We start from the raw sequence: 23222 nt of genomic DNA, 5'->3' as shown, positions 1-23222 counted from the left end.
GCTGTACATTTACGGACAACCTGACGGAACAGACTAAATGACCGGCATAAGTGGGCTGGTTGACTCAGTTAGGTATCAGTCATTATGAATCGGTCACAAATTTTTTTCGGCTCCTTTATCGAGTACCTCATCCATCTCTGCTTTGAATGCCTGTAACTGTTCGCCTGTGGTCAGATCGGCTGCTTGCCGCCTATCTCGTAATGGTTCACCCTCCCCTCTTAAAAGATACTCGGCCGAAATACGTGGTTCAGCTGCACAGGAGAACCAAGACGGGGTTTCAGAAAAATACAACTTTGTTAGTATGGATTTGTCCTATGCCCATCCCCCACCTTTGTCCTACCCAAACGGGACATCAGCGTTCTCTTTTATAAATCAAACCAGGATCATGAAACACTTAACTAGTCTATTCGCGTTTTGCCTACTTGCGCTTTGTAGTTGCGAAGAACAGGCGATTACCCGTCAGCAAGCAACAACGCCTACCCCTCAGTCATCCGCTCGGCAGAGTAGCCAGGGTAGTCCCATCAAGTCGGGCGGGCAGACGTTGCCACCGCCAATTATTACCAAACAGACCTTTATTCCAGCCTACAGCCTGTTTGCCGAGACCAAATGTCAAGCCTGGCGAATTACCTGGCCGACGTATCCGGCGGGCACCGACCCCAACCAGATTCCAACCGTGTTTACCGTAGCCAACGGGGCGCTGAACAGTTTCCATTATTTAAACAACACCTCGGCCTCCACTACGGATAAGACCAATTTCAATCTGTATAACAACGCACAACTGAAAACGGCCAACATGCTGTGGAGCGAACTGAAACACGTCTTAGACGACAATGATAAGATGGACGTAACTTATTTTTATAAAACGAATTATTCGGTCGACAAACTCGAATACATGGTCAAAGAGCGGCCATCGCTTTTTGAGACCTACTGGACTAGCGCGCAGTTTACTGTGACTAATTATAACAACTATTTTACCTATCAGCAAGGCGATATCTATCTCTACAAGCTGCAAAATCTGCATCCGGATTGGAATCAGAATCCGAATCGATACGGTGGGATTCGAATTGTTTCTATGTCGCCCCGCATTATTGAGGTCTACCTGGCCGAGCCGAACCAATAGTCTGACTACCGTAAAATGCCTGGTCACGTCTCACGAGTGACCAGGCATTTTACGGTAGGGGAGTAAGCAACTACTTCCCTCAAACTCCTGATTGGTGATCTGGTGAGGGGAGTTGAGTTGGGCAACAGCCACGAGGGTTTTTGGCTGTATCATAAAGGAGCGTTTTTTGAAAGTCTCATCGGCGGAGTTAGCCAATTTAGAATTTTTGTAGATTGGCTAACATATTGCTGGTTATAAAACAAAAAATGAGGATGAAGCCAAATATATAGGTGCCTATTCAAAGAGTTTACTGGCATTACACCCAATACGTTACTTTTGGAATACCCCCTCTCGCCTGAGAAAATTTGCGCTTAGCCTAAAAACGTCGGTTTTCTATCCATACCGTCAATGGCTTTATTCGTACATTAGGCCCTGAAAATCAACCCCATCTACGTAATGGAAAAAGTGTACAGACCCAGCAGTTATCTCTTTATTGCCGTGTTGCTCATGGTCTTTGTCGGGTTTTATAAAACCTATTTCGGGCTCTTTCCTCACTTTGATGGCATCACTGCTGTACTCCATGTTCACGCGGTTACCCTATTGGTATGGATGGGTATTTTGATCATGCAACCCTTCCTGATTCGTGGCAAGAAACTGGAACTCCACCGTCTCATAGGAAAACTCTCGTATGTAGTTATGCCACTAGTGGTACTGACTACTGGTTGGATCATGCGCCTAGCCTTTATTCGGAATACCCCTGTTGCCCCTGGAGCACTAGATACGCGGATGATTGGTATTGCCGACCTCACCTTTTTTGTTTCATCTTATTTACTGGCCATTTATTATCGCCCTAAAACAAGCTATCATGCCCGCTATATGGCCATGACCGTATTGCCCTTTATGAATCCGGCGCTGGGGCGGTTGGGAATCCCAGGGCCAATCTTAGCCTTGATAATCTTAGTTGGCTTATTAATTTATGAGCGATTCCACAACAAAATTTACCGACCTTACCTGATTGGGCTATCGGCTTACCTGACTATTTATCTATTCTTTCTTGTGGGTATTAACGCCGACCAATGGAAAGCCTTTTGGTGGATGTTTTTCTGATAACGTATTCAGTTTCTACCTTGAATGGAAAATAAATGGGTATAAATCCATACAATCATAAGCTGTTAAGCATTTAGCACCTTAGAAGCCTTATTTTTATTTCCATTCCAACTTACAGTACCGAAATAATCACCGAACTAAAAAGCCGCGCCCAGATTCAATTGACGTGGCTTTTTAATGCTATTTAATGTACCGACTCACCACTTTAGCGTGGTCCAATTTAGAGGCAGGAGGTTATAAATGACAATGACCTCACACCAGCCCCTCGATTACGCCAAATCTAAGGCCACAATCTCGTGGTCGAGAAGTTGGGGCACCACCACCGTTACCTTGCCCTCCTTCAGCTCAAATGTAGGGACCTGACCACTCATGAGCAGTTTTACACCCGTTACTTTCGAGTTAGCTAACACCCGAATGGTAACCTGTGCGGCTACCGGTATCAACTCCCGAAAGGGTCCCTTCATCATCATCGGATTGGTCAGGTTTACTAAGTGAACCGTCATGGAATTGGCCTGCCGCCACACGTTGACGTCGATTACCCCCGGCCCTGTTACCGCAACAAGGGGTTCTTCGTCGAGTGCCCACTGAATAATGTTGCTCAGCAGTTGGCCGTGATCGGTGCTCAATAGCTGCCAGAAAGACCGGTCCAGATCGCCGGGAATGTAGGCGACCCGACCCTTGCCCACCTGCCGCAGGTATAACTCCCGCGTATCGGTTTCGGCTACGCGCGGGTAGACGTCCTCCATCGGCAAATCGGGGTAGGTGGGAATGAGCGTAATTGGGATAGGAAAGGCAACTGTTGGCTTTACCCCGACTTGATAAATGGCATTGATGATGCGGGGGGTATTGTTCAGCCCGTTCAGAATAAGCTGCGTCTGGCTATTTTGGGCATCGTGCCGCAAGTGCAGGTAACTATTCCGCATAGGGCCTTCCACGTTCTGGTCATACGACACCCCGAACAGCGTAGCCAGGCCAAAATCCGGGCGTTGCTTCCCTTCCTCGTCGTACAGTGATGTTTCAAAGGTGGCCACTAGACTGCCGCCGTTGTCCACAAACGCCTGCAGTTGCCCGCACTGAGCGTCGGAGAGGGCGGCAATGTTGGGCAGGATGAGCAGCTTGAACCGCTTGAGGTCTTCGTCCGTCAGTAGGCGGTCGTTCACCATGTCGAACGGAACGCGGCTTTCCACCAGCGTGTGGTAGATGCCGTCCAGGTGATCCCCGCTTTTCTGTTGCCACGGTTTACCACCGTAAGTGCGGTCAGTCTGTTCGGAATAGACGACGCCGACGCGGGCCAATGAAGCCGTGTTGCGCAGGTATTTCTCATTTTTGTAATAGCCTTCGTAGAGGTTGGCGACGGCTTCCATCCACCGCTTGTCGTAGATATCGCCCCCGAATTTAACGAAACAGGGCCGCATCCCATTGGCGGTGCCTTCGGCCACCCAAATCCGGATTTCGGCATCGCTCTGTACAGAATCCTTCCAGCGAAATTCTTCTTCTACGCCAACGCTGAATATACCGATCAGCGGCTTGAGGCCCAGCGTCGCCCGCAGTTCTTTAGCCCCTTTACCGTTCGCCCAGGGAGCCATCAGACCACGTCGGGCCTGTTGATCGGCAAAAAAGAGGTCGGCCTCTTTACCCGTCAGTACCTTGTCGGGGAAACCGTTGGGAATAAAGCGCGACATAGGCCGTTGTTTGCGAATCTCCGACTCCCACAAGGCCCACAGCTCCCGCAGCCGCTTCACCCGCCACGCCCCGTATTGGCGGTACGTAAGGTCAAGTTTGTCGGCTTTTCTGGGCAGTTCCAAACCGGAGACCGCCCTGAAATTACGCGTACAGTGTTCGCAGTAGCAAATATCGTGGCCCGCCCAGCGGTTCGAGAAAATGCCTTCGGGCTGATAGCGCGCCATAATTTCGCGGTTCACCTGGGTCATAAACTCGAAATTGTAGGGTCCCAGGGCGCAGGTCACCCACAAATCCGGATTTGCCCAGTGACGGCGTTTTTGTCCGTCAACCGTGACGGCAATCCAGTCGGGATGCGCGTTGTACACGTTCTGGCGGGCGGCATGGGGGTCGGTGCGGAGCATGATTTTCATACCCAGCTTTCTGCAGCCGGCTACCAGGTACCCCAGTGTATCGGCATTACCCAGATAATCGCTCCGGTGATGCAGGGGAATCTGGGTTGGGTAAAAAGCCACTACCCCTCCGGCACTGAGTAGTGCCCCATCGGCGTGGATGCGTTTGAAGTAGCTGAGCCAGAAATCGGGGTCGTAATGACCGGGATCGCGTTCCACAAAGGCAAGCTGCGCCCACCGCATCGGCCCATCGAGCCAAAACGGTTCCGCCGGAATCACGCCTTTACCAGTTGTGGATGGATTTGCCAGCGCAACGGGACCAGCGAGGGCATAAGCCCCCCCCATGAGGCTGGTGGTCTTCATAAAATCTCTTCGTTCCATATATCCGGGTGAGCGTAGCAACGCTCATTAAATATCCACCCGTAAAGCGAGTGGATGTCAAATTTAGTCTGTCATGCAATACAACTAACGCTTGAGTCCCATGCCAGGGGTGAACTCTTAGGTTTACCAGCGTCGGTTAGAAGACTTGCCCGGAACAATAGCGATAGCGGTGTACCTGGCCAGTCACGGCGTCTTAATTTTTAACGATACAGTCTTCCCGGCAGTCAGGTTATGGGTATATACCTGAGCGGTGTTGTCTTTTCCGGTCGCTAACCAACTACATCCCCGATGGCTCTCATGGATTTGGATGACCGCATTTTCAGCAGAGTTGTTCTCCTTTAAATTCCCGATTTTGCTACTACTGGCCAACGCCCGTTTACCTTTTACCCGCATGGTTCACCTACTCTGTTCTCAAACTTTTTAATACGTTCACTGTCAAACCCTTCAGCTCCTACTGTATGAAAGCCGTATTTTTAGTGGTCCTCAGTTTGATTTACCTACAAAGTGCGGCCCAAAAACCCGTTCGGGTAGCCCTGGCCGGATTAAGCCACGGTCACGTTGGCTGGATTTTTAATCGTCCTGACAAGAAAGATGTTGAACTGGTGGGGATTTATGAGACCAATCCCGAATTGGTGGCTCGCTTTATCGATAACTATAAACTCGACAAAGCATTGTTTTTCACCGATCTGAACAAAATGCTGGTTGAGGTGAAACCCGAAGCGGTTTCGGCTTTTGGTGCCATCAGCGAACACATCATGGTTGCAAGAGCCTGTGCGCCCAAAAAGATCCATGTGATGGTGGAAAAACCCTTGGCTACCACATTCGCCGACGCGAAGGAAATGCAGACGTTGGCTCAGCAGTACGGCATTCACGTATTAACCAACTTTGAAACGTCCTGGTACGCCAGTAACCAACACGTCAACACATTGGTTGAGCAGGGCAAACTCGGTGATATTCGCAAAGTAATGGTCAATGATGGACACGAAGGACCCAGGGAAATCGGGGTCAGCAACGAGTTTTTTGCCATTCTAACCGATCCAGTAAAAAATGGAGCCGGGGCGTTGACTGATTTCGGGTGCTACGGGGCGAACCTGATGACCTGGCTTTTGAAAGGAAAGCGTCCCTTGTCAGTTACCGCCATCATTCACCAGAACAAACCCGCTATTTATCCCCAGGTTGACGACGAAGCGACGATTGTATTGCAATATCCCCAGGCGCAATGCATCATCCAGGGGTCATGGAACTGGTCTTTCGCCCGCAAAGACATGGAAGTCTATGGCAATAAAGGCTATGCCATTGCCGTGAATCCAACTACCATTCGGCAACGGCTTGACAAGAAATCGCCCGAAGAAACCATTAAGATTGACCCCAGGCCAGCCCCCTTTACGGATCCGTTTTCTGTGTTGGCGGAGGTGGTCAGCGGACGGATGAAATTAGATAAAAACGATTTATACGGGCTTCCTGTCAATGTTACCGTGGTTGAAATTCTGACAGCCGCCCGAGAGTCGGCTAGGTTAGGTAAGACGGTTCTATTACCGTGATCAGCGTGCGACCTAAGAAGCCACGCTGGTGATTCCTGTTTCGATAAAAGCGAAGTAATACCATGAAGAAACTACTCCTGTTCGTCCTTCTTCAAGGGCAATTTCCCGCAGTCGCCCAACCACCGGCTACCGAGTCGTATCCCCTGGACTCGGCTTCTACCGAACAGGTCGGTGTTCCCAAAGGGGAGATTCTGAAACGTACGTTTCAGGACTCTAAACGATTCCCCGGAACCCGGCGGGACTATTGGATCTACGTGCCCGCTCAGTACCGTCCCGACAGACCCGCCTGCGTGTACGTTAATCAGGACGGTATTCAATGGAAAGCTCCCACCGTTTTCGACAATTTGATTCACCGCAAAGAAATGCCGATCACCATTGGTGTTTTTATCATGCCGGGTACGGTCAAAGTAGTGGAGGGTGACCCTACCCACGATCGGCTAAACCGAAGTTTTGAATACGATGGCCTGGGCGACCAGTATGCTCGATTCCTTTTGGAAGAGATTCTGCCCGACGTTGAAAAACAAAAAACCACGGACGGTCGCCCGATCCGGCTGTCCAAAAGTGGTAATGACCGCGCCATTGGCGGATCGAGCAGTGGGGCCGTGTGCGCCTTCACGGCGGCCTGGGAGCATCCTGAAGCGTTTTCCCGGGTCTTCAGTGCCATTGGCACCTATGTTGGGCTTCGGGGGGGCGACCGCTACGCCACGCTGGTTCGCAAGTATGAACCCAAGCTTATCCGCGTGTTTTTGCAGGATGGAGCGAATGATCTGAATAATTTCGTGGGCGATTGGTGGAAAGCCAATGAAACCATGCAGCGGGCGTTAACCTTCGCGGGCTATAACGTCAGGCATGTGTGGGGAGAGGGCGGACACAGTGGCCAGCACGGTACAGCCGTTTTTCCCCAAGCCATGCGGTGGCTTTGGCAAGACTACCCCAAGCCCGTCACGAGTGGCCCAACTAAGAACCCGTTTCTGACCGATATTCTGATGCCAAACCAGGGTTGGGAACTGGTGGGCGAAGGGTATTCATTTACAGAAGGAATAGCCGCCAACCCTGCGGGCGACGTATTTTTCCAGGATGTATTAAATGGGAAAACGTTTAAGATAGCGCAGGATGGAAAGCCAATGATGATTAATTCAGACTCTAAAAAGGCATCCGGGACGGCCTTTGGTCCTGATGGGAAACGCTATACGGTCTCGAGCCGCACTAAACAGGTCTACCGCTATGAGGGATCCGAGAAGGAAACGGTACTCGTAGACAGTTTATCGGGAAATGACCTCATCGTAGCCAAAAATGGGAATCTGTACCTCACCGCGCCGGATGGTCTTGACAAACCGAGTAAAATTTATCTCATCAGACCATCCGGTGAAAAAGTGGTGGTTGACAGTGGTGGGTTCACCCCCGGCTTAAAGGTTGCCAATGGCCTGGCTCTTACACCCGATCAACAGCAGTTGTATGTGGCCGAGTCAGCCTCCCATTGGCTATGGATTTATCAGGTTCTCCCCAATGGCCTGCTGGCCAATAAACAACGCTACGGGTGGCTTCACGTTCCCGACACAGCCGAAAATGCGTGGCCTGATGGACTCAAGTGTGACCGGTCGGGGCGGGTATACGTAGCCACCCGAATGGGCATTCAGGTGTTGGATCCGACCGGTCGGGTTAATGCAATTCTTCCCACGCCAACGGAATATCCGTCCAATCTTTGTTTTGGTGGCCCCCACTTCGACATTTTATACGTGACGTGTAAAGACAAGGTGTACCGACGAAAACTCAGGGTAATCGGTTTGTAATCAGACGATTTTCTGAACGCTTGTCAACCAAGAGAGAGGCAATAGGGTTAATCCCACTTGAACCCAATTTATACCGTACGCTACCGATTCTACTTTTATCGAATTCTTGGATTCTCTCAATAAGCCAGCAAAAATAAGTTGCTCCTCTACGGCCATAATCCACTATATTGCCTGGTAACCCACCCACTTTATGACCTTTATAGAAGACCCACTGGCTATTCTGGCCCTGTTGATGCTCAATATTATTATCGCTGAGCAACTGGCAAAACGCCCGTATTTCAGGGCACTGGGGACGTCCTTACTCGTCATTATTATCACCGCCATTACCGCCAATCTGGGTTTGATACCAGCCTCGATGAATGCCCCTCCGCTCTATGAGGGCATTTTTACCTATTTGGCTCCCATTTCTATTTTCTACCTGCTGTTGACCGTCAATCTAAAGGGACTCAAGCGAGCGGGTTCGCCCATGATCATCAACTTTTTAATTGGCGCGGTGGGTACAATGGTTGGCGTTATTGTGGCCATGCGGGTTGTTGGTGGGCCAAACGGGTTTGGTCCCCTTTTTTATGCTGTGGGCGGTATGTTTACGGGTACACACACTGGGGGGAGCAGCAATCTCAATGCGATTGCCCTGCACTACGGGGTCAACAAAGCGGGAAATGTCTACGCGGCTGCGATTGCTACTGACAATATCGTTACGGCGCTCTGGATGGGTATCACGTTACTTTTACCCCCCTTCCTGAACCGGTACGTCCCGCGCCGACTGTCCACCCCCCTAAGTGCTGAAGAAACACGTCGTTTTGACCAGGAAGCTAATGCACAGATCAACGATCTTGAAGCGGTTAATCCCCAGGATTTAGCCCAGTTAATTGGCTTAGGTGTATTGGCCTTATACGGTGCCCAACTCGTGGCTGAGGCCATTCCGGGTATTCCCAAAATTCTGGTGCTGACCAGCCTGGCTCTGCTGCTGGCGCAGTTACCTTTTATTCAGCGATTACGGGGGATGCGGGTGGTTGGTATTTTCTGTATTTACTTGTTTTTAGCCGTTATTGGGGCTTATTGTGATCTGGCCGCTTTGTTCAAGGATAGTCAATTGGCCCTAACCATGCTCACCTTTGTGAGTATATCCGTCCCCATTCATGGGTTATTTCAGTTCGGTATCGGTGGGTTGCTCAAACAAGATTGGGCTGTGCTGGGTATCGCATCCCAAGCTAACATCGGCGGGTCTGCCTCATGTCTAGCGCTAAGTAAAAGCCTGAACCGGCCCGATCTTCATTTGCCAGGTATTCTGGCCGGCGCGCTGGGCAATGCCATTGGTACCTATTGTGGCTTGTTGGTAGCCGAATACTTACGAACCGTGACGTTCTCCTAAGCAAAAACGGCTCTGGGTATGTGAAAGATTGAATTGAATAGTTTTTTAATGCTTTTGTAGTTTTTCTCTAACGATCGCATTCGTTAAGTTTTCATGTTGTGCTGCCAGCTTGTGACCCCAGCCTAATACTACTACTAAGAATGTGAAACAGTTACTACGAAAAAATTCCATCAGAAATAGCTTTTTATTCGTTCACCAGCACAAGATTATCAGGGATAGTTTTTTTGACTCTCCGTAACTATGATTGAATCACAAAGGGAGGTCTACTAATAGGTAGCCCATTTATGATTAAGCCCAGAGTCCTAATCTGTCGCTAATATGTTCTTTTATTTTTGAGCGAACGGTTGAGAGTAAAGGTGGGTAATAATATGTCGTTTTATAAGTCTCGCCCACCTAACTCCTGTATCCGCTTATCAACCGACTGATTAAATTCGGCTTGTACTTGCCACAACTCCTCAACCGTCTGCAAAGTATTCGTTATGGATTCGTTTCCCAACGGCGACGCTGTATCGGCTGTTGGTGACGTAGGGGCCAAGGGTGGTGATTAAATTGTCGCCGTAAGCTGCCCACGCGGAGCGAAATACCAATACACCATCCGTTAAGAGGGCAAAAACTGGCTACTTTTTCAGCACCAACCGCCCGCGCATGGGCAGGACGGCACCAGTAGGCCGAAATACGTGGCAATACGCTTCGCCGGTGGTAAAATCGGAGTAGAGCGACACAAAGGTTTTGTCGGACTCGTACCAGCCAACCAGTAAGGTGTGGTCATTGATTCGTATCGTTTTGCTTTTGTCAGTCTCCCCTCTTGTCTTGTCCTGCCAGTGAATGGTCGTGTCCGAGGAGAAGGTAATATCGACCTCGTAGCCGCTGAGCGAATAGTGCCACACTTTGTTTTGAAAGTCGGTGGTAGTCGTGGGCGTTTGCGCTAGGGCGGACACGGCTATGAGCAGTAGCACGAGGAGGAGAAGAACAGGTTTCATAGTTTTATACTTTGGTTTTGTATGTGACGCACCGGCTAAACAACTTTTTAAGCCGAGCGCGAAGCCATCCCAACGCATTCAATCCGCTTTTGTCAGGCCGTCAACCGGGGCGTTTTCCCTGTCGCCCCCAAGCAGCCTAACGAACCAACGCCTGCCCTGGGGGGCGGTTAGGCTGTCAGCCGAGGCCTCAAATGAAAGACCAAACTGCCTAACCGGGGCGTTTCCTATGTCGCTCGAAACACTGAAATAGACGCACATTTTGGCCGGTTTATCCAACATAGCATTCTACGCAATATCGCAGAACTGCATTCCGCGGATGTATCAGCCACGCTTAATGCCTTTGTTGACTGCTATGCTTACTTATCCGTGAAAGAGCAATTAAGCTATAGGACTACTATCTCTGCTTCAGCCAATTGAGTTAACGGTAGGTTGGAATTGCAACAGTATACTGGAGGGATTTTTTAAGCAGCCATCGAATTTGTAAAAAAGTAAAGCTCACTTTGGCAGGGCGTCAAATAGCCAAGCGCTGAATGTTTTCGTCGACGGTTGTACCGCTCCGGCGGCCCGGCAGCCTTCAATGTATTCAAAAGTGGCAACTTTGGCCTGCTGCCTGGTGGCAAAATGGGAATGGTTAACCATCTCGCTTTTTAAGGTCTTAAAGAAACTTTCGGCCACCGCGTTATCCCAACAGTTGCCTTTCCGGCTCATGCTTTGTAAGACGGGCCGTCCTTTCAAGTGATCTCTGAACTCCGTGCAGGCATATTGAATCCCTCGATCTGAGTGGAAGCGTAGTTCGCCCTGAATAAGTCGGTTTTTAGTGGCCATTTGCCAGGCCGCTACACTGGTGTCAACCGCTTTCAAAGTTTCACTCAAGGACCAACCGCACAGGCGGCCCTGCTACCACCTTTCTATCGGCTAAATCCAGAATGGCCCGCACCGGCGGACCGGTTAGATACAGCCAGCCTTCACCCGTTCGGATATAACCGGGCCGCCGGGGCGATAATGTCAGACACCCACTTTTGGGCTAATCTTTCTGCGAAAAAATCCCTGTCTAATAGGTTGTTAGCCACTGGGTAAGCATGGTCTGAATCGCCGGGCCGCCGGTGCGGTAGTCTGTACCCAATACTTCTTAGATATTATGCTCTTAATGTTTGCTTTACTCATTACCCGGGCTACTCGGTTGCGAGACACATTCACTCCCTGCTCCTTGAGTTCATCAGCAATTCGTGGACTCCCATACCGGCCATGACTGTTCTTGTGAATGGTCTGGATACGACTTAGTAGTTCGGCTTCTTTGGTTTGGCGGGAGCTAACCGGATGTTTTCGCCAATAATAGTAGTCGCTTACGCTTACCTTCAACACTTTACACATCTTTTCAACTGGAAATAGGGTGGTATGCCCTTCTATAAATCGGAATAGTTCCCGTCGCTCTTGGAAAAGATGCTGACCGCCGGGGGATATCCCGTTCCAACTGCGCTTCCTTGACCGGGCCGCCGGAGCGGTTCCTTTTGTAAGCGCTTGATCTGTTTTTGCTCGTCAGTCAATTCAGTTGGTGACTTAGTGGGCTGTTCGGGCTTTTTCTTTCGTTGTCGCCACTGGCTAATTCGGCTGGCATCAATACCCAGTTCATCGGCGGCTTGTCGAACTGAGCCTTTTAGGTAAGATAACTCGACCGCCATCTTCTTGAATGCCTCATCAAACACACACGGTCCGCCGTTGCGGTTTTTTCATAAGAGTCAAATTTAAGTGGTCCGCTGAAGCGGCCTGCCGTTAAATCTGCTCAAAAATCCTCCAGTCAAATGTAGCAAGTCCAAGATCCGGTTCATGTATTGAAATGTAGGCGGGTTAACAGATTTAGATTCCATTAGGGTACTACGACAAGCTTACCAGTAGCCAAATTACTCTCCATAAATTGGTGAGCCTCTACGATCTGCTCTAGCGTAAAGGTTCGGCTAACGGGGAGTTTCACCTGACCTACTTCGACTTGACGGATAAAGTCCTGAAACACGATGGTCGGACTGGTAATCTGACCGCTGTCATAGGTTGTCAGTCGAACTGTAGCGGGTATAAACTCCATGGGAGCGAAATCAGGAATTGTCCAGCTTTCAGCCAGCATACCGCTCATGCAAGCGGTGCCGCCGGGTTTAAGACAACCTAAGGAGTCGTGCAGCGTGGCCGTGCCGACCAGTTCCAACACCTTATCGATACCCTGCGGAAAAATAGCCCGGACAGATTCGGTTACCTGGCCCGAATCGATCAGCACATGCGTGGCACCATTTTCCAGCATTGCTTTTTCTTTTTGGGGATTTCGAGTGGTAGCTAGTATCGTCAGGCCCGCCTGGTTAGCGAGTTGTGCCGCTAGCATACCCACCGATGAAGTACCTCCCCTGATCAACAGCGTTTCTCCTGGCTGAATACCTAAGGCTGGATACAGCGAGCCATAGACCGTTTGAAACATTTCGGGGATAGCTCCCAACGTTTCCCATGGAAGCATGCTCTCAAACGGATGGAGCAGGCTCTTGGGTAACAGCGTATACTCGGCATAGCTACCGTCGAAATCCCGGCCCATACCACCCATCAAGGACATTATCTGTTGACCTTTATCATATTGGCCAGAGGGGTCATTTTCTACTTCGCCGACGCACTCAATACCGAGCACACGAGGAAACTGAACGCCAGGCGAGTAGCCTTTGCGCGTCATCAGTTCCGAGCGGTTCAGGCCAAACGCTTTCACTTTTATCAGTACCCATTCACTAGTTGGCGTGGGCAGGGAGCGTTCCTCTAGAACAAAGCTCTCAGGACCTCCGGCTTGGTATAATACGGCTACTTTCATGACTGGTAGGTATGTGCTACAGAAAGGGCTATGGCTGCTTCACGTTGGTAAACAGCTTGCGGAGGCGGTTGCTGCTCCCGTAAACCAAGAACGAACTGGCTGGTTCGTTTAGACTTACTATAATTTCTATCAAAAAGTTTTACCTCGTTAGCCAGGGGTTAATCAGGCCGGCCCTAAACTGAGGGTTTACCTTTTTATGGCGGCCCGCTTTGGTAATGGCAATTAAATGACGAATTATCTCCTTTTCGGAAAACTACCCAAGATAGGGGGTAAGGGTGCGATTTCAAATCTGACCCAACATAAAACCCGGTCCTACTGGCTACATGGGGTCGCTTTGCTGTTTCGTACAAAATCCGTCACTTGGGTTATATTTTACGGTCCGCCGTTGCGGTTGAATCGAGGCTTTAGGTAACCATAATATAGATTATAAAACGTTTTTCCTCTTATAGCGGGGTTAGGATTTACCAGATGCCATGAAATCATTCCGTTCTTTAGGTATGCGCCCCGGCTCTAACGAGGCCAAAATCAGGTAATTAACGATCACAAAACTACCGGATAATAAAAACATTCGTAACGGTATGAGTTCTTGCGGTAGCTTTTGTCTACTGAAGCCTGGCTTCATACCGACTGACATTCTTCCACTTTTAACGCTAACTAGTATGAAACTTCTGATGATCAAGCACCGCTTTGGTGCTAAACTGGGGGTTGTAGTCCTGGTACTGGGTGTGTTGTCCCGTTGTCAGGTACTTGATCATAGGCCATCGGCGCCCGCCGAGGAGAGTGCTGATGTTGTCTACCAATGGTACAAATTCATGACCCGGCTTCAACTGCGTGAAAACCCTCAACCGGTCTTATTAACCCAACACAGAGCCTTTGCTTACATTGGCGTGGGCCTCTACGAATCCGTCCAGCCGGGTATCAAAGACGCATCCAGTTTATCGAAAAAACTGTACCAAATGCCCGATATGCCTCAATCAGAGGGGTCTAAAGAGTATCTATGGAGTGCGTCGGCCAATGCGGCCCTGGCCAGTATGTTCAAACTATTTTTGGGCAGTTTGACCCCCGTGAATCAAGCCAGCATCGATTCGATGGAGACCGCTACTTATAACCGGTTGCGGTTAACGACGCCCGACGAGGTGCTGCAACGCTCGCAAGCCTTTGGCCGTTCTATTGCTACAGCGATCTACACCTGGTCCACTACCGATAACTTCACCCTAGCCAGTACAGGCTATACCCCGCTGAACCTTCCGTTTGCCTGGGTGCCTACACCGCCTAACCTGGCGGCTGCGGTTGGCGCCAATTTACAGCACTCAAGGCCTTTCCTGGCCTACAGCCTAACAGCCACTGCCCCCCCGTTACCGTTCCCCTATTCGGAAGACCCGTCTTCTCAATTCTATAAAGAGGTCAAAAACGTTTACGACATCGGCGTCAGCTTGACAGCGGAGCAAAAAGCCATTGCGAACTGGTGGGCCGATGCGGGTGGTGCCGGAACCGGCGTGCCAGCCCCCTACCATATTCTCTCGATTGTAACCAGCGTTTTGGAAAGTCAGAAAGCTGGGCTTGGGAGGGCAGTAGCCGTGTACGCCAAAACAGGAATCGGCCTAAAGGACGGGCCGATCAATACCTTCCGAGCGAAATTTCAGTATAACCTGCTTCGACCGGTTACCTATATCCGGCGCCACATTGATGCTAACTGGCTGGCTTATCTAATCAATCCGGCCTATCCGGAGTACCCCTCCGGGCTGATCAGCAACTATGGTCCCATTGTTCAGGTATTAATTCGAGAGTTCGGTGATATTCCGGTCAGGGATGATGCCTATGCCTGGAAGGGTTTACCTGCTCGCCAGTTTACTACTCTTTCGGCCTTGCTGACGGAGGCTGCTGTTTCCCGGGTATACGCCGGTATCCACTATCAGTTTACCCAGGATATCTCTGTTGACATGGGTAAAAAATTGGGCGATGAGATAGCCAAGCTTTGACGCATAGGGTCGCTTTGCCGTGTCGTACCGCAGCCGCGGACGGTCGCAACGGCAAAGCGACCCCTAATGACCTATTTCCCGTCAAGTTTACTTCCCGGATGCGGCTCTGCCGCATAGAGCGTAATCACAACACGCGCACCAACGGCGGCAATCCTGGCGAGTATAGCTGTCGAAAGATGCTGACTGAACACCCTGGGCTCATCTCCGCACTCATATCCGATATCGAATTCGCGACTGGTGCATGCCGCCCACAGCTTACGGGATGGCTCGTCCAACGCATCAATAGCCATGAGCATCACACCAATGTTCAGGTCGGGCTCTGAGCATGATCCAGTTGTCTCGAACGTCGCCGACCACAAGCCGTTCTGCCCCGGTCCGACGTAAAGCGAGACGAGCACTCCATGACTCATCAAAGCCTCGGCAAGCGGAGCCAGGTCATACGGAGCCAAAAGGATGAGATCTGTGTTGAGGTAGCAAATTTCGCGTTTCATGGGAGCTGCTCAACGTCGTCTACGAGTTCAGGGTTGTATTTTAGATAGGTTGACGGTTTCAAGTGACGGATTTTGTACGAAACAGCAAAGCGACCCTAAGATGTGGATTGGTTCAATTTACGCGCGCAAAGGGGTTGATATCAAAAAAGTCTTCAGCTTGCTCTAAAGGCCGGTACGCGAAGCCAAGCCGGTAGGTTAAAGATACGAAACTATTAGCTACAGGTGCTCTTTCCGCAGTAGCGAGTCCATCAGGCCAGCGGCCGTAAAACCTCGTTGCTGACAATACTGGATGATGCGATCTTTCCGGTCTGGCGTTACGTAGAATTCGATCCGCTTCAGGCCTTTGGCCCGGCAGGGGTGGCATTTGGTTGAGGTGTGGGCAGGTTGCTCTGGGGTCATAAACGGAGTTGAGGTGTATTCCTCCTGGTTGGTGCAGGGCAAAAGTAACCGATGCTGGTCAGGCCCTCGTTCGGCCGGAAAAACTACGTACTGCCGTAGGTTAAACCAGAAAAGTCCGGCTTTTTGGTGACAAAAGCCGAACCTGTGCGGTTATGCTCTCGACGAGAGTTCATCTTGATTCAAGCCGTCTTGAATCGATATGTCGTGGGTTCATGTCGATTGACTACCCACCAACCGCTCCGGCCGCTGGCAAGAGGATGGTAAACTCGGTGCCTTCGCCTTCCTGACTCTGCACAAGCAAAGACCCGCCGTGTCCTTTGGTAATGATATCATAGCTGAGCGACAAGCCTAAGCCCGTCCCTTCGCCCGTAGGTTTAGTGGTAAAGAAGGGCTGAAAGATCTTGGCTTTGACCGATTCAGGGATACCCGTCCCGTTATCGCCTACCCGGATTTGGACATGCCCGTCGACCCGGGCGGTGTTAATAGTTACGGTAGGCTGATAGTCAGGAGAAGCTGTTTTACGCTTTTGCTGAACCGCATAAAAGGCATTATTGTATAGGTTCAAGAGCACCCTTCCCATCTCCTGGGGCACCACCTCAATAGAACCCAGATGGGGGTAAAAGTCGGTCTTAAGCTCGGCATTGAAGTCCTTGTCTTTAGCCCTGAAGCCATGGTAGGCAAGACGTAGGTATTCGTCACAGAGCACATTGAGGTCAGTAAGCAGTCGCTCACCGGTGGCGCTGCGGGAATGCTCTAACATACCTTTTACAATGGCTGAGGCCCGGCCACCGTGGAGGGTGATTTTCTGCAGGTTCTGTTTTAAGTCGCCCAGCAGGTCAGCTTCCAGGTCGGCATCCCGATTGGGCTTTTGCTGTTCCTCTTCGAGTTCGGTGACTAACTCGGTGGAGACCTCTGAAAAGTTATTGACGAAGTTCAATGGGTTCTGAATCTCGTGGGCAATACCCGCCGTCAATTCGCCCAGCGAAGCCATTTTTTCCCGTTGGACGAGTTGAACTTGAGTATCTTTGAGTTCAGTGAGCGTTTTTTCCAGCACTACATTCGCTTTCTGCTTTTGCTGATTGTTACGCCACAGCACATAGGCCAGCAGCAACAGGCCCCCTAAACCGGCCAGCAAGGTGTAAAACTGAATTCGATTTTGGTACTCTTTCTGGTCGTCAATTACTGCTTGTTGGCGTTGTTGTTGAGCAAGAGTGAAGCGTTGAAGTTGCTGAATTTTTTTCCGACTAAATATACTGTCACTTGTGGCTCTAACTATTTCCTGATACTTAAAGGCACTATCGAAGTTATTCCTTGCCTTATAAAGTCTCACCAGTACATCACTTACATTTAGTATAGATGAGTTATTGGCCTGCCGACTACTCATCAGGGCTAGATGCGCGTAATGCAGGCTGGAGTCGGGTTGAAGGGTTTTATTGAACAAATCAGCCATCGTCACTTGAATGGAAGTTCGGCTGCGCAAATCAGTATCCAGGTAGGTTATTCGTAGGGCTTCCCGATAATAGTGCATGGCCTTGAGACTGTTTCCCTCCACTTCCTCAAATTCTCCAAAATTCTTAAATACCCGACTCATAATTGGGGAATGGGGTAATTGCATGGCTAACTGGTACGCTTGCTGATTGGCAAATCTTGACGAATCAAGTAGCTTCAGGCCCATGTAATGGATGGCTATGTAATACCAGGCATTGGCGATTCCTTGTTGATCCGAGATGGATTCGTAAATGTTTTTGGACTGTTTGTAGTAGTTGAGTGCTTTTCGGCCTTCGCCCAGATTTGCATAAATGCCCCCCAGGTTTCCCAGTATCCTGGCCTCATCTTTCCGATACTTAGTGGCTCTGGCAATTTCAAGGGCCTTAAAGGCATAATCTAAGGCTTGGGGTAACTCACCTCGCTCCCGCAATGCTAAGCCGAGTGCGCCCAACGCTTGACCTTCGCCTTTAACGAAATGAATTCTCTGTGCCAACGTGAGGGCTTGTTGAGCCAGCATCATGCTGGAGTCAGACGAAATGAATGTGTAGGCATACCCCAGCTCAGACAGCAGCAACACGCGGCTGGTATCCTGGTGGATGTGGGCCAGCAGGTGCTTGAGGCTGTCGATTCGGGTATTCTGACCGAGGACTACTGGCAACGAAAAACCCAACAGTAAGAGGGTAGCGTACAGTAGTTTCATAATCAGGTGGTGGGTAGAGTGATAACAAACTCGGTTTCCTCGTCCTGGCGACTCTCCACCGTTAGTGTACCGCCGTGGCCTTTGGTAATAATGTCATAAGCCAGTGAGAGGCCTAAGCCCGTCCCTTCGCCGGTGGGCTTGGTGGTAAAGAAGGGCTGGAAGATTTTCTGCTGCACTGACTTTGACATCCCCGTACCGTTATCACTGACCCGGATCTCAACTCTTGTTTTTGTCATTGAGGTAGTGACTGTGACAGTGGGCTGGTAATCGGACTCACCCTGCTTCTGGCGCTCCTTGACCGCGTAGAAGGCATTGTTGTACAGATTCAAGAGCACCCGGCCTAACTCCTGGGGCATAACGTTTACCTTGTCCAGGCCGGAGGAAAAGTCGGTGACCAATTTAGCGTTGAAATCCTTTTCTTTAATCCGTTGACCGTGAAAGGCAATCTTGAGATATTCATCCGCTAAGGCGTTGAGGTCGGTGGAGTGTTTCTCACCCGTTCCACTGCGGGAGTGTTCCAGCATACCCCGCACGATGGCCGAGGCTCGTCCACCGTGGTGGTGGATTTTCCGAAGATTTTGACTTAAATCCTCAGCGATGGTTAGTACGTCATCGGTTCGTGCGGCCAGGGCTTCCTCTCTCAACTCATCGACTAGTTCGGTACTCACCTCCGAGAAGTTATTGACAAAGTTTAAGGGGTTCTGAATCTCGTGGGCGATGCCCGCCGTTAACTCCCCTAACGAGGCCATCTTCTCTTTTTGGATGAGCTGAGTCTGGGTGGTCTTAAGCTGCGTCAGCGCCTGTTCGATCTGCTCTTTTTGCGCCTGTAGCCGGATGTTGGCCCGTTGCTTGGAACGGTAACCGATATAAGCCATGGCCATCAGCAGCAGGGCTACAACCAACCCTCCCCCCAACGCCCACTGCCGAACGCGCGACGCTGATTCAGCCGCCTGCTCCCTGGCCCTGGCAACGGCCTGTGTTTTGGCAAACTCAAACGTCAGGGTCTGCTCGGTAACTTTACGGACGTTTTCCTGATTGCGAAGCGAGTCGTTGAGGGTGGTCGAACGCCGGAAAGCGCTCAGGGCTTTTTGATATTGTCCCGTCTTTTCGTAGCACAGCGCTAGATTAGCATACACAATGGCAAGCTTGCGGTCGTATAGCTTGATTCTGCCTAAGCTACGGAAGGCCCGCTCGAAGTAGGGCAGAGCAAGGGCGTACTTTCCCTGCTCGGTAAAGATGGACCCCATTGTTGTATACACATCATAAATGATATACGGCTGCTGAAGCGAGTCGGCGATGGCCATCGCCCGTCGGTTGAGGGCTTCGGCCGGGCCATATTGTTTCTGTTGGGACAACATCCACGCGGCCGACATTAGGTATGTGGCGTAGGGACCGGTTGCGCCGGTCTGCTTGGCTATGCTCGCTGACCGCAGGTAATATTGGTACGCCCGGGTGTACTGCTTCATTGTCTCATAGACCCTGGCCAGATTGTTACTGGCGAGCATTTCGATGTAGGGGTTACCGGCCTGTTCAGCAAAACGCAGGGCGCTGAACGTGTTGCGCTCGGATCGCACCGTGTCGCCGGTCTCTAACAGGACTCCCCCAATGTTTAGATAGATCCCCGCCTGATTTTTAAGGTCCTGGCGTTGCTGTGCCATTTGCAGGGCTTTCTGAAGATAAGCCAGCGACTGGGGATAATTCGTTAGATTTTTGTAGACGGTTGACAGGTTTATATACAGCCCCTGCAGCAGTTCGCTGTCCTTGCTGCGTTGGGCGAGGGGAATGGCTTTTCTGAAAAAGAGAGCAGCGCTGTCGGGCTGGTTCTGCTTGAGGTATAACACGCCGTAGTTCAAGTATACGCGACCGAGTCGTCCCGTCTCGTTCTGGGCTGAGAAGATCGCTTCCGCCCGGCTCAGGGCCTGGCGGGCCTGGGCAAAATTCCCCTTAAATGTATAGGCCCTACCCACCTGCATGAGCGCTTTGGCTTCGCCAATTGGATAGGCGATTCGCCGGGCAACGGCCTGTGTCCGCAGAGCAAGCGTAAGGCACGAGTCGTAATTGATGGCAAACAGTTCGCTGGCAATGTCAAGGCTACGGTTTACCCGGGCCGTGTCCGTGGTGGCCTTGGCGAGCAAGCGGTTGAGCGAGTCGATTTTTGGAGTCTGGGCGAGGGCTGGAGCTGCCAACAGGCAAACTAACAAGGTGGCCGTGGAAAGGGTCTTCAAATCGAGACGGGGATAGCCAGGGCTAAGCCAGCAGGCGGGCAGAACATTCAATATAAGTTGAGGCATTATCCGGACTCAGGAGCAAACTGAGAGCTAATGTAGTAAACAAAAGCCACTTAAGGCCAATCAACGTGCATTCTCGTTGCCTCGGAGGGCTGGCAAGCTTAGTCCAAATGGGAAGCTGTCGCTAACGGGCCGCGTCGACGCCGTTGTTGTGAGAACAATCGGGAAGTAAGGCCCCAAACGTGAGCGTAGCCCGGCGTTCGGCCGAGGGACGAGCAAGTACTGGTTAGAATAGGTATCGATGGCCAGAGGTAAAAGCACAACGTTGCCTTTAGTTATGGTCTGTATGATGGCGTGCCAAGAAACTTTACCTTTGCCCGCTAAAGAAGACAGGAAGGGTAGTTGACGAGAACGGGTAGGCGAGTGGGCTAAACAGCTTTGTTTGTCGGTCAGCTTAACATATTGCCCACTTATACAACAAGTTATTTCTTGTCAATTATTCGAATCGCATTGTTAAGATTAATTGAGGTACTTAACTCAATATGGGCAAATACATCATCACCTGGGCGTCCTGGTTCGGCATGGTATCCTTGTTGCTGTACCTAGTCAATCCCGCAACTGCCCAAGTTGATCCGCAACAGGCTGAAACTTATTTCAGGGAAGCCGCCACCCTCTGTCAACGCGACGGCGGACGACTATGGGGCATCTCTTTATGTGGACCCATGGTGTTCGCAGACGCCCGGACGCGAACCCTGGCGACCAATCAACCGCGTCCGGCAGACGATTGGCCTCGCGTTCTTGGCTCCACTAATGCACCCATCGAGTGGGGTGGCTCGCGTTGGGTCGCCTACATGTGGGACTTCACGACGACCCTGCCGACTCCACGCGCCCGGCGCGAGTTCCTGTTGCACGAGTTGTTTCACCGCATTCAACCGGACCTGGGGCTAATGACCCTTTCGGGACAGAACGCGCATCTGGATACGTTCGAAGGACGAATCTGGCTTCAGCTCGAGTGGCGCGCCCTGTCGCGGGCGCTCGCTCAGTCGGGGGAAGACCGTAAGCGCACGCTGGGCGATGCAGCCGCTTTCCGACTCAAGCGACGTTCGCAGTTTGCCGATGCCGCCGAGAACGAGCGCGTCGAAGAAATCCGGGAAGGCTTGGCCCAATACACCGGCATTGTCACCACGGCCGACTCACACGCTGACGCTGTCGCCAGCACCATTGAGCATTTGGCCGCGGCAGAAGGGCATGAGACGTTTCTGCAACAAGCTTACGCCACCGGTACGGCGTACGGGGTTCTTCTCGATGATGCGTCAGTGGATTGGAGACGCAGCGTGCATAGCGACACTGATCTGGGGCGGATGCTGATGGAAGCTCTGGAGATCAGGCCAACGGCGGATGTAGTCGAGGCCTCGGCGCGGTACGGTGGCGTGGAAATCCGCTCGGCGGAACAGGCGCGCGAGGAGCAGCGACGAGCCCGCCTGCTCGAACTGCGGAACCGCTTTGTGGATGGTCCTGTGCTAGTGGTTCCGTCAGGCGGTGGCACCACGTTTAACGCGGTCGGCGCCACGCCCATTCCAGGCGTAGGGACGGTGTTCGTCTTGCCGTATAGTACTAAAGGTGAGTGGGGCACGTTGGAGGCAACAAAGGGCGTGCTGATCCGCGAGGACGGCAAGCGAGTGCTGGCTGGACCGATTCGCATCGAAGGCACCACCATCCGTGGCAAGGGCTGGACGGTGGTGGTCGCTTTAGGGTGGAGCGTGCGCGCAGGGCCTCGGTCCGATGATTACCAGATTATTCGCGATCCGTAGCGGCCGCCACTGCGGTTGCTTACTGTATAAATCCGCCCGTTTGAGGTAGTAACTACCTCATAGAATAAAACGAAGTTACTTACTTTTCATCCCACTGTCTTACTTCTAGAATTAATCTCATAACATAACCCGTAGTTATGCAACGCGTCTGCATAAAGTACAAATTACTGCTTGTTAGCGGAGTTGTATTTTAGATAGGTTGACGGATTCAAGTGACGGATTTTGTACGAAACGGCAAAGCGACCCATAGTCGCAACGACTTGACCTGTAGCCGCATCTGTCTTGTTGAGCCTAAGCTATTAGAAGCTCCGGAGACCTATACCTGTAGTAGCCTGATAAGACCGGTACTATTATCGGAGTTAATAAAAGCACCCCCCCGGTAGACGCACATTCACCGGGAGAAAATTATCGAACGCAGGCGTAGCCGGGACTATCCCACCAGCCCCTGCCATCGAGAACATCGTTTTGTTGCTACCTCCCCCTGTTTTGCCTAGCCTGTGTATATAGAGTGGTAAGGGTCAGTTGATAATAGGCTGGTTTGCTATTGAGTTTTGGGAATGCAGAAGACTGGTATGAATGAAGTCAGGAAAGGATGAGGGTAACAGTAGTTTGTCTGTACTGCAAAACGGGACCAAAATGAAAATAGCCCCGTAAAGCGCTGATTTTGAGACTCAATAAAGAAAACGGTCCTTTTTTTAGTGACTGATCTGCGGGCTGTCCAAAGCTCATTTTACCGCTTTTTAGGGCAAATAACTCAGTTAAACAATCAACGTAAAGAAAGCTGCAACGGGTATTGAGTTCCCTAACACCCTGTTTCCATTCTGTCCCCGTTTTGCAGTACAGACCTAGGTGATCCGCCCCCGCTAAAATCCCAGGCTGTTATCCTATCTTCCATGTGATTTGTGTTTTTGCCTAACTATAGCCGGATTCGCTTTTCTGGTAGCTATAGGA

Annotated in this window: 15 protein-coding genes and 1 pseudogene; 7 read left to right on the top strand and 9 right to left on the bottom strand. The window is 51.0% G+C overall.

Going from position 1 to position 23222, the window contains the following annotated elements; all coding sequences use genetic code 11:
- The first annotated feature begins 385 nt into the window (after positions 1 to 385).
- Entirely contained in the window at positions 386 to 1120 is a 735-nt protein-coding gene (locus tag ACYVI1_RS28420; RefSeq protein WP_460914745.1) for a hypothetical protein, read from the top strand.
- Positions 1121 to 1150: 30 nt separating this feature from the next.
- On the opposite strand, the gene ACYVI1_RS28415 is transcribed toward ACYVI1_RS28420, so the two are convergent.
- Positions 1151 to 1273 (bottom strand): hypothetical protein, encoded by a 123-nt coding sequence (locus ACYVI1_RS28415; RefSeq protein ID WP_460914743.1) that lies wholly within the window; start codon positions 1271 to 1273, stop codon positions 1151 to 1153.
- Positions 1274 to 1555: 282 nt separating this feature from the next.
- Here ACYVI1_RS28415 and ACYVI1_RS28410 point away from each other — a divergent pair, with 282 nt between their 5' ends.
- Positions 1556 to 2206, top strand: coding sequence for a hypothetical protein (locus ACYVI1_RS28410; RefSeq protein WP_460914741.1), 651 nt, complete (start codon positions 1556 to 1558; stop codon positions 2204 to 2206).
- A gap of 269 nt (positions 2207 to 2475) precedes the next feature.
- On the opposite strand, the gene ACYVI1_RS28405 is transcribed toward ACYVI1_RS28410, so the two are convergent.
- On the bottom strand, positions 2476 to 4659 hold the full coding sequence (locus ACYVI1_RS28405; protein ID WP_460914739.1) for an alpha-amylase family protein: 2184 nt from the start codon (positions 4657 to 4659) through the stop codon (positions 2476 to 2478).
- A gap of 458 nt (positions 4660 to 5117) precedes the next feature.
- Between ACYVI1_RS28405 and ACYVI1_RS28400 the strand changes: the two genes are divergently transcribed.
- The 3 genes from ACYVI1_RS28400 to ACYVI1_RS28390 all read left to right on the top strand — a co-directional run bounded on the left by ACYVI1_RS28400 (position 5118) and on the right by ACYVI1_RS28390 (position 9362).
- Entirely contained in the window at positions 5118 to 6200 is a 1083-nt protein-coding gene (locus tag ACYVI1_RS28400) for a Gfo/Idh/MocA family protein (RefSeq protein WP_460914737.1), read from the top strand.
- Positions 6201 to 6262: 62 nt separating this feature from the next.
- Positions 6263 to 7990, top strand: coding sequence for an SMP-30/gluconolactonase/LRE family protein (locus ACYVI1_RS28395; protein WP_460914735.1), 1728 nt, complete (start codon positions 6263 to 6265; stop codon positions 7988 to 7990).
- A gap of 190 nt (positions 7991 to 8180) precedes the next feature.
- Complete coding sequence (locus tag ACYVI1_RS28390; RefSeq protein ID WP_460914734.1) at positions 8181 to 9362, top strand: DUF819 family protein; 1182 nt, start codon at positions 8181 to 8183, stop codon at positions 9360 to 9362.
- A gap of 617 nt (positions 9363 to 9979) precedes the next feature.
- On the opposite strand, the gene ACYVI1_RS28385 is transcribed toward ACYVI1_RS28390, so the two are convergent.
- The 3 genes and pseudogenes from ACYVI1_RS28385 to ACYVI1_RS28375 all read right to left on the bottom strand — a co-directional run bounded on the left by ACYVI1_RS28385 (position 9980) and on the right by ACYVI1_RS28375 (position 13175).
- Entirely contained in the window at positions 9980 to 10342 is a 363-nt protein-coding gene (locus tag ACYVI1_RS28385; RefSeq protein ID WP_460914733.1) for a MoaF-related domain-containing protein, read from the bottom strand.
- A gap of 461 nt (positions 10343 to 10803) precedes the next feature.
- A pseudogene (locus ACYVI1_RS28380) lies at positions 10804 to 12045 on the bottom strand (IS3 family transposase).
- A 161-nt stretch (positions 12046 to 12206) separates the two neighbouring features.
- Complete coding sequence (locus ACYVI1_RS28375; protein WP_460914731.1) at positions 12207 to 13175, bottom strand: zinc-binding alcohol dehydrogenase family protein; 969 nt, start codon at positions 13173 to 13175, stop codon at positions 12207 to 12209.
- Between the two features lie 659 nt (positions 13176 to 13834).
- On the opposite strand from ACYVI1_RS28375, the gene ACYVI1_RS28370 reads away from it, so the two are divergent.
- On the top strand, positions 13835 to 15154 hold the full coding sequence (locus ACYVI1_RS28370) for a vanadium-dependent haloperoxidase (RefSeq protein WP_460914729.1): 1320 nt from the start codon (positions 13835 to 13837) through the stop codon (positions 15152 to 15154).
- A gap of 71 nt (positions 15155 to 15225) precedes the next feature.
- Here ACYVI1_RS28370 and ACYVI1_RS28365 read toward each other — a convergent pair whose 3' ends face one another.
- The 4 genes from ACYVI1_RS28365 to ACYVI1_RS28350 all read right to left on the bottom strand — a co-directional run bounded on the left by ACYVI1_RS28365 (position 15226) and on the right by ACYVI1_RS28350 (position 20457).
- On the bottom strand, positions 15226 to 15645 hold the full coding sequence (locus tag ACYVI1_RS28365) for a hypothetical protein (RefSeq protein ID WP_460914728.1): 420 nt from the start codon (positions 15643 to 15645) through the stop codon (positions 15226 to 15228).
- A gap of 216 nt (positions 15646 to 15861) precedes the next feature.
- The gene (locus tag ACYVI1_RS28360) at positions 15862 to 16044 is read right to left on the bottom strand and encodes a RepB family protein (protein ID WP_460914726.1); all 183 of its coding nucleotides are present in this window, start codon (positions 16042 to 16044) and stop codon (positions 15862 to 15864) included.
- Between the two features lie 223 nt (positions 16045 to 16267).
- On the bottom strand, positions 16268 to 18232 hold the full coding sequence (locus ACYVI1_RS28355; RefSeq protein ID WP_460914724.1) for a tetratricopeptide repeat-containing sensor histidine kinase: 1965 nt from the start codon (positions 18230 to 18232) through the stop codon (positions 16268 to 16270).
- A 2-nt stretch (positions 18233 to 18234) separates the two neighbouring features.
- Complete coding sequence (locus ACYVI1_RS28350; RefSeq protein ID WP_460914723.1) at positions 18235 to 20457, bottom strand: tetratricopeptide repeat protein; 2223 nt, start codon at positions 20455 to 20457, stop codon at positions 18235 to 18237.
- 545 nt (positions 20458 to 21002) lie between these two features.
- Here ACYVI1_RS28350 and ACYVI1_RS28345 point away from each other — a divergent pair.
- Entirely contained in the window at positions 21003 to 22271 is a 1269-nt protein-coding gene (locus ACYVI1_RS28345; RefSeq protein ID WP_460914722.1) for a hypothetical protein, read from the top strand.
- Positions 22272 to 23222 lie beyond the last annotated feature (951 nt).

Source organism: Spirosoma areae, from assembly GCF_054781775.1.
This window is presented reverse-complemented; position numbering and strand designations above follow the sequence as displayed.

Bases quoted from the DNA above. Each gene is read 5' to 3' on its own strand.
- ACYVI1_RS28420 (WP_460914745.1), top strand. From the start codon at position 386: ATGAAACACTTAACTAGTCTATTCGCGTTTTGCCTACTTGCGCTTTGT.
- ACYVI1_RS28415 (WP_460914743.1), bottom strand. From the start codon at position 1,273: ATGATACAGCCAAAAACCCTCGTGGCTGTTGCCCAACTCAACTCCCCT.
- ACYVI1_RS28410 (WP_460914741.1), top strand. From the start codon at position 1,556: ATGGAAAAAGTGTACAGACCCAGCAGTTATCTCTTTATTGCCGTGTTG.
- ACYVI1_RS28405 (WP_460914739.1), bottom strand. From the start codon at position 4,659: ATGGAACGAAGAGATTTTATGAAGACCACCAGCCTCATGGGGGGGGCT.
- ACYVI1_RS28400 (WP_460914737.1), top strand. From the start codon at position 5,118: ATGAAAGCCGTATTTTTAGTGGTCCTCAGTTTGATTTACCTACAAAGT.
- ACYVI1_RS28395 (WP_460914735.1), top strand. From the start codon at position 6,263: ATGAAGAAACTACTCCTGTTCGTCCTTCTTCAAGGGCAATTTCCCGCA.
- ACYVI1_RS28390 (WP_460914734.1), top strand. From the start codon at position 8,181: ATGACCTTTATAGAAGACCCACTGGCTATTCTGGCCCTGTTGATGCTC.
- ACYVI1_RS28385 (WP_460914733.1), bottom strand. From the start codon at position 10,342: ATGAAACCTGTTCTTCTCCTCCTCGTGCTACTGCTCATAGCCGTGTCC.
- ACYVI1_RS28375 (WP_460914731.1), bottom strand. From the start codon at position 13,175: ATGAAAGTAGCCGTATTATACCAAGCCGGAGGTCCTGAGAGCTTTGTT.
- ACYVI1_RS28370 (WP_460914729.1), top strand. From the start codon at position 13,835: ATGAAACTTCTGATGATCAAGCACCGCTTTGGTGCTAAACTGGGGGTT.
- ACYVI1_RS28365 (WP_460914728.1), bottom strand. From the start codon at position 15,645: ATGAAACGCGAAATTTGCTACCTCAACACAGATCTCATCCTTTTGGCT.
- ACYVI1_RS28360 (WP_460914726.1), bottom strand. From the start codon at position 16,044: ATGACCCCAGAGCAACCTGCCCACACCTCAACCAAATGCCACCCCTGC.
- ACYVI1_RS28355 (WP_460914724.1), bottom strand. From the start codon at position 18,232: ATGAAACTACTGTACGCTACCCTCTTACTGTTGGGTTTTTCGTTGCCA.
- ACYVI1_RS28345 (WP_460914722.1), top strand. From the start codon at position 21,003: ATGGGCAAATACATCATCACCTGGGCGTCCTGGTTCGGCATGGTATCC.